Genomic DNA, 5985 nt, shown 5'->3' with positions numbered 1-5985 from the left:
TTCCGTTCCTAGTGAGCGTCCCTCCATAGAAATAAAAAAATGAAAAAATGTATCAAAATCCAATTTCCTTTTCCTTGAGAAATCACTTTCTGGATTCTTTACAAAAAGCCAAGGAACTGTACTCATTTCTTTAATTGATTCAGAAAGTGTTTGTTTTACAAATGAAATATGGTCTCGCATGTGGTTTTCCTCCTTGAAATATATAATCAAAGGGCTTCGCCACATTTTTCTCATTATTTGTCAAGAGTTTTTTGGTTTTTATTACATAAAAAAAGAGCAGGGTATGTATTTCTACATACTCTACTCATGCGTCATTCTTAACTTAATGACATTGGCCTTTCGGCTGGCATTTTCATTTATTTTCCGTCATATGCTCTCTGGAATATTCCAATTACCTGTTCTTTTGTTGCGGTTCTCGGATTCGTTGCACAGCATACATCCTTCATCGCATTATCGGCCATAATACCAAAATCCTCCGGCTTAACTCCAAGCTCCTTTAAAGAGCTGGGTATACCAATCTGTACTGATAATTGTTTAATCGCTGCAATCGCCTTGTTTGCTGCATCTACAGTCGAAAGACCCTCAATGGATTCACCCATAGCTCCAGCGATGTCCTTAAACCTGTTGAAATTACCGATGAGATTAAATTCTTCTACATAAGGAAGCAAAATTGCATTGCATACACCATGTGGCAGATTATAGAATCCTCCCAGCTGATGCGCCATAGCATGTACATATCCCAGTGAAGCGTTATTAAACGCAATTCCCGCCAGGTACTGGGCATAAGCCATATTATCTCTGGCTTTCATGTATGATCCGTTTGCTACCGCTTTGGGGAGATATTTCGTAATCATGGATATTGACATCAGCGCTGCTGAATCTGTCAGAGGATTTGCAGCAGTTGACACATAGGCTTCAACAGCATGTGTCAATGCGTCCATTCCAGTTGCTGCTGTCAGGGAAGCCGGCATCCCTTTCATAAGGTCAGGATCATTAATGGATACCTGCGGTGTGACTCTCCAGTCCACGATTGCCATCTTTACCTTGCGCGAAGTGTCTGTAATAATACAGAACCTTGTAATTTCGGAGGCTGTTCCGGCTGTTGTGTTTACCGCCATAAGAGGAACCATGGCGTTCGTTGATTTATCGACACCTTCATAGTCCTTAATCTGACCACCGTTGCTTACCACAAGGCCGACGCCTTTTGCACAGTCATGAGATGACCCGCCGCCAAGGGATATGATTGAATCACATTTTTCGGCTTTGTAGAATTCCACACCGGCTTCTACGTTTTTGTCAGTCGGGTTTGGCTCAGCGCCATCAAAGACTACTGCTTCCACACCAGATGACTCCAGTATTCCTTTTAACTGATCTGCCATTCCGGTAGAGGCCAGAAACTTGTCCGTTACAATCAGGGTCCTTTTTGCATTTAAGCCCTTCAGCAAGCCACCAGCTTCATTGACAGCCCCTTCTCCAAATAGATTCCGTGTTGGTAAAAAATAATATGTAGACATCGCAATTCCTCCTGTAATTAAATCTATAATAATATATCGGAAACTATAAAATACTTTTTATCTTTTGTCAATATAGTTTGACTTAATTACTTTTTTAACGTAATTGTATATAAAATAACGAAGAGTAGTGCATGCAAATTGTTTTCTATACATAGAATTGTTTGTGATTTACTCACAGAAATCAGTTCCAGGCACCTGTATAATGCACTTATAATAAACTTTAAGGAGGCGCTTATGGATTCCTACATTTTTTACGGTCTTGCCATCGCCCTGTTGGCCGTCTCATTTTTCAAAGATAAAAAAAAGACAAAAACGGCTCTCAAAAAAGCCTGGAGGGCTTTTGAAAATATACTCCCAGAATTTCTTACCGTGATTTTTCTGGTCGGATTTTTACTGGCAGTATTGAATACGGAAACCATTTCCAAAATCATAGGTGCTGAATCCGGATGGATAGGCGTAGTGCTGGCCGCTGTCATTGGTTCTGTAACCCTGATACCCGGGTTCGTGGCATTCCCGACCGCTGCGATCCTTTTGGAAAATGGAGCAGGCTATACACAGATTGCCGCATTTTTATCTACACTCATGATGGTAGGAGTTATTACACTTCCTGTAGAAATGAAATATTTCGGAAAGAAAATCTCCATAATAAGAAATGTTCTGGCATTTTTCTTTTCCTTTGCCGTAGCAGCTATAATTGGAATGGTGGTGATGTAAATGAAAAAACTTATAAAAAGATACCGTGTGTTCATTATTGTTTTTCTGGCAATGATTATTCTTGTGCTGGTCAACCGTCCATTGGGAACAAAGGCCTTCACGATCACAGGTAATTCCATTTTGGAAATGCTTCTCGTTATCCCACCGATTTTTGTCTTATTGGGTCTTCTTGACATCTGGGTACCGCGGGAAACAATGATAAAATATATGGGGGAAGGTTCCGGACTCAAAGGAATCATCTTATCCATTATAATCGGATCTGCAGCTGCTGGTCCTCTGTATGGGGCCTTTCCAGTTGCGGCTGTATTCATGAAAAAAGGCGTCAAATTCATGAACATCCTGATTTTTATTGGTGCGTGGTCCACAACAAAGATTCCTATGTTCCTGTTTGAGATCACGGCACTCGGAAGCAGATTTGCCATTTCCAGACTTCTTATTGATATCCCCGGAATAATCATTATTGCTTTGATTTTATCCAAAACAGTCTCCCGGGAAGAAGTGAAAATTCTTTATGAAAACGCAAAAGCAATGGATTAGCTTCCCTCTCCATCGAAGCCCCTTGATTCCATGGCCACGACCAACTGTTCCGACCAGTGTATTACGTTCACCAGCATTGTGAATAAAGGCTTTAGGGAAAAAGGTGTGAGGGAAATCCCCCTTACTTTGAATGCCATCTTTGCAGCGTTAAACTCCCTCTTCAAACAGGGTGTCAGACACCTTTAGGGACGCTGCCGTGCTCCGTTCCGTATAGAGAAAGCTGCCCAGGCGGCACACAGGCATAACGCCGAGCAGCGAGTTCGTCACGAATACCTCTTCGAAACTATCGAGTTCCTCAGGGTATATAATCTGTTCTATAACATCATACGTATCCACTACATAATTTCTTATGATTCCATTCAGCATCCCGCAGCTGACCGGCGGGGTATAAATCCTGCCTTTTTTCACAAAGAACAGATTGGTTGTGGCGCCTTCGCAGATCTGACCCTGTGTATTCAGAAAAACAGGCTCGTCCCATCCCTTTTCCTTTGCCCTACGTTTTTCCATGATATTATCCCCGTAATTCAGCGTTTTCATATATGTGAGGGGAGATGTTTCATTTCTGGCAACTTCACTGAATCCAAGCACGAATCCTTTTTTATACTGTTCTTTTGTATACGTATTTTCCCTGGGAATGACAATGAAATTTTCCTGGGACGCCATCACTTTAAGAACCCCATTCTTCATAGGATTCTTGTCTACATACTCCAGAATTTCCTGCGAGGAGACATCCTTGGAGATTCCCAGATATTTTAGCGATTTGTTCATTCTCTCCATGTGCTCCGTTAAAAATTCGCAGCGGTTCTCTTTAACCGCTATGGTTTCAAAGAGCCCCAGGCCAAACATATATCCTTCATCCAATTTTATATCCATTTTGCCCCCCCGTCTCAGCTCAGTGCATCCAGTATCGCTTTTGCCTTTTGAAGCGTTTCCTCATATTCAAACTCAAGTTCTGATTCGTAGGTGATTCCGCCCCCTACCCCCAGGGAGTAAACTCCATCTTTATACAGGGCTGTCCGGATAACAATATTCAGGTCACAGCTTCCATCCATCGAAATGTAGCCTAAAGAACCGGTATAAAGGTCCCTTCGACCGTTCTCCAATTCATCAATAATCTCAATGGCTCGTTTTTTCGGCGCACCTGTGATGGAACCTCCCGGAAAAGCTGCGGTGATTAAATCCACCGCATTCAGACCTTCCTGTATTTCCCCCACGATATTGGATACCAGGTGATATACGGTCGCATATTCTTCCACCGTAAACAGTTCCGTAACCTTTACGCTTCCTTCCTTACAAACCTTATTTAAATCGTTTCTTTCCAAATCAACAATCATAAGAAGTTCACTTTTGTCTTTTTCGGAATTCTGCAGTTCTTCTTTCAGCGCCGCATCTTCTTCAGGAGTTGATCCCTTTTTTCTGGTTCCTTTTATCGGCCTGGTCTCTATATGACCATTTTTCATCCTGATAAACCGTTCCGGAGAAGCGCATACAATTTGAAAGTCGCCGTAATTCATGTAAGCCCCAAAAGGGGAAGGATTGATTCTTCTGAGCTTCCTAAAGGCCTCATAAGGCTGTTTCCTACTTCTAATTTCCAGTCTTTGAGTTAGGTTGGCAATATAGATATCCCCTTCAATAATATATTGGATCATTCTGTCAATAGCCTTCAGATATTCCTGTTTTTCAAAATTCGGTCTGACTTCTATCTGTCCCGGGAGAGATTCTTCTTCCTCAGATTCCAGTTCAGTCAGCATTTTCTCCATATTTCTTATGGCATCCCCACTATCGATGAGTTTTCCGTTTGCCACAAGATATACTTCTTTGTTTTTGTGGTTTTCTATAATGAAATCATCATAAAAAGCAAAAAAACAGGAAGGCATATCTGTCGTGTTTTGATGAACCGTTTCGACGTTTTCCAGTTCCCGACCATAATCATAGGATAAATATCCGATTGCACCCGACACAAGGGGGAGATCAGTCGTATTTTCTTCATAATTTTCCTTCAGATATACCCTCATATATTCCTCGAAGGTCATTTCTGATGCCTCGCCATCAACATGTAATTTTTCTGAATTTATTACGGTAAGATAAGGATGTATCCCGATTATGGAAAACTCTCCCAGACTGTTCTGCAGGGAAGAATCAAGAAATACGGCATTCTCCTCATCTTTAAACACGGAAAAGATCCGGTCGATTTCAATATATGAATCCAACTTTTTAATTATTCTACTCATTTTCAGTCCACCAGTTCTCACAGATTCGGATATAGTTTTCTAATATTTCATGCCCATATTCAGACAAAACGGCTTCCGGATGAAACTGCACCCCAAATATCGGCAGGCTTCTGTGTGAAACTGCCATGATTGTATCATTTTCGTCTCCGGCATCCACCTGCAGCTCATCCGCCAGCGTTTCGGGATCGATAACCAGGGAATGGTATCTTGTTACCAGGTACGGACTCGGAATCCCATCAAACAGACCTCTTCCGTTATGATATATTTTCGTGACCTTTCCATGCATCGGCCTTGCTCCCTTGACAATTTCCGCACCAAAAACATGTCCAATTACCTGATGACCCAGACATACTCCTAAAATAGGTATTTTATCGCTGAATTCCCTTACAATCTCCTCCGACATACCTGATTTTGTCGGACTTTTTGGACCGGGAGAAATAATGATTCCCCTCGGTTTGATTTTATAGATATCTTCTGGCCTGATTATGTCATTTTTATATTGAACAACTTCCTGTCCCAGTTCACGGAAATATGCTGCCAGATTATAAACAAAAGAATCGTAGTTGTCGATTATTAAATACATTCATTTCTCCCGTAATATAGAGTTTACATAATTCTATCATGAAACTCTATAGTGTATAAAGTAGATTTTATTGATTTTTAGGACTTTATTATATATTTTGGGTATTCCGATTGAATAGTGCACGCTTTTCGCTTTTTCGGTGCACCTGTTTCCGGTAAATCAGTGCAGGTGATTCCGATTGCCAGTGCATTCCTCTATAATAAGTTCATACACATGTAAATGTGTAAATACTATTATGGAGGTCGATAATCATGGTGAATTATCGAGATATTATCAGGCTCAAGAGCCTGGACTACAGCAACGTAAGCGTTGCGAGCAGTAGCGGCAGTTCCAGAAATACCGTTGCCGAGGTATGGAAACTGGCACAGGATATAAATCTGGGCTGGCCGATACCGGATACCCTTAC

At 41.4% G+C, this 5985-nt stretch carries 6 protein-coding genes and 1 pseudogene; 2 read left to right on the top strand and 5 right to left on the bottom strand.

What is annotated here, in order from left to right; genetic code table 11:
- Positions 1-180: pseudogene (locus BUA79_RS12695) on the bottom strand (IS4 family transposase); the annotation flags it as partial.
- A 176-nt stretch (positions 181-356) separates the two neighbouring features.
- Positions 357-1514, bottom strand: coding sequence for an iron-containing alcohol dehydrogenase (locus BUA79_RS11935; protein ID WP_073994642.1), 1158 nt, complete (start codon positions 1512-1514; stop codon positions 357-359).
- Positions 1515-1748: 234 nt separating this feature from the next.
- Here BUA79_RS11935 and BUA79_RS11930 point away from each other — a divergent pair, with 234 nt between their 5' ends.
- Positions 1749-2228: a permease gene (locus tag BUA79_RS11930; RefSeq protein ID WP_073994641.1), complete on the top strand. Its 480-nt coding sequence runs from the start codon at positions 1749-1751 to the stop codon at positions 2226-2228.
- Positions 2229-2765: a permease gene (locus BUA79_RS11925; RefSeq protein WP_073994640.1), complete on the top strand. Its 537-nt coding sequence runs from the start codon at positions 2229-2231 to the stop codon at positions 2763-2765.
- Positions 2766-2912: 147 nt separating this feature from the next.
- Here the strand turns inward: BUA79_RS11925 and BUA79_RS11920 are convergent, their stop codons facing one another.
- From BUA79_RS11920 to BUA79_RS11910, 3 genes are read right to left on the bottom strand one after another with little or no spacing between them, the layout of a single operon-like run.
- Entirely contained in the window at positions 2913-3638 is a 726-nt protein-coding gene (locus tag BUA79_RS11920; RefSeq protein WP_073994639.1) for an aminotransferase class IV, read from the bottom strand.
- A gap of 14 nt (positions 3639-3652) precedes the next feature.
- Complete coding sequence (gene pabB, locus BUA79_RS11915; RefSeq protein ID WP_073994638.1) at positions 3653-4996, bottom strand: aminodeoxychorismate synthase component I; 1344 nt, start codon at positions 4994-4996, stop codon at positions 3653-3655.
- A complete protein-coding gene (locus BUA79_RS11910) occupies positions 4989-5579 on the bottom strand; it encodes an anthranilate synthase component II (RefSeq protein ID WP_073994637.1) in 591 nt (196 codons plus the stop codon). Before BUA79_RS11910 ends, pabB begins: the two co-directional genes overlap by 8 nt.
- Positions 5580-5985 lie beyond the last annotated feature (406 nt).

The organism is Parasporobacterium paucivorans DSM 15970, assembly GCF_900141895.1.
GTDB lineage: Bacteria > Bacillota > Clostridia > Lachnospirales > Lachnospiraceae > Parasporobacterium > Parasporobacterium paucivorans.
The sequence above is the reverse complement of the archived record's forward strand: the minus strand, read 5'-3'. Positions and strand labels throughout refer to the sequence as shown.

Bases quoted from the DNA above. Each gene is read 5' to 3' on its own strand.
- BUA79_RS11910 (WP_073994637.1), bottom strand. From the start codon at position 5,579: ATGTATTTAATAATCGACAACTACGATTCTTTTGTTTATAATCTGGCA.
- pabB (WP_073994638.1), bottom strand. From the start codon at position 4,996: ATGAGTAGAATAATTAAAAAGTTGGATTCATATATTGAAATCGACCGG.
- BUA79_RS11925 (WP_073994640.1), top strand. From the start codon at position 2,229: ATGAAAAAACTTATAAAAAGATACCGTGTGTTCATTATTGTTTTTCTG.
- BUA79_RS11920 (WP_073994639.1), bottom strand. From the start codon at position 3,638: ATGGATATAAAATTGGATGAAGGATATATGTTTGGCCTGGGGCTCTTT.
- BUA79_RS11935 (WP_073994642.1), bottom strand. From the start codon at position 1,514: ATGTCTACATATTATTTTTTACCAACACGGAATCTATTTGGAGAAGGG.
- BUA79_RS11930 (WP_073994641.1), top strand. From the start codon at position 1,749: ATGGATTCCTACATTTTTTACGGTCTTGCCATCGCCCTGTTGGCCGTC.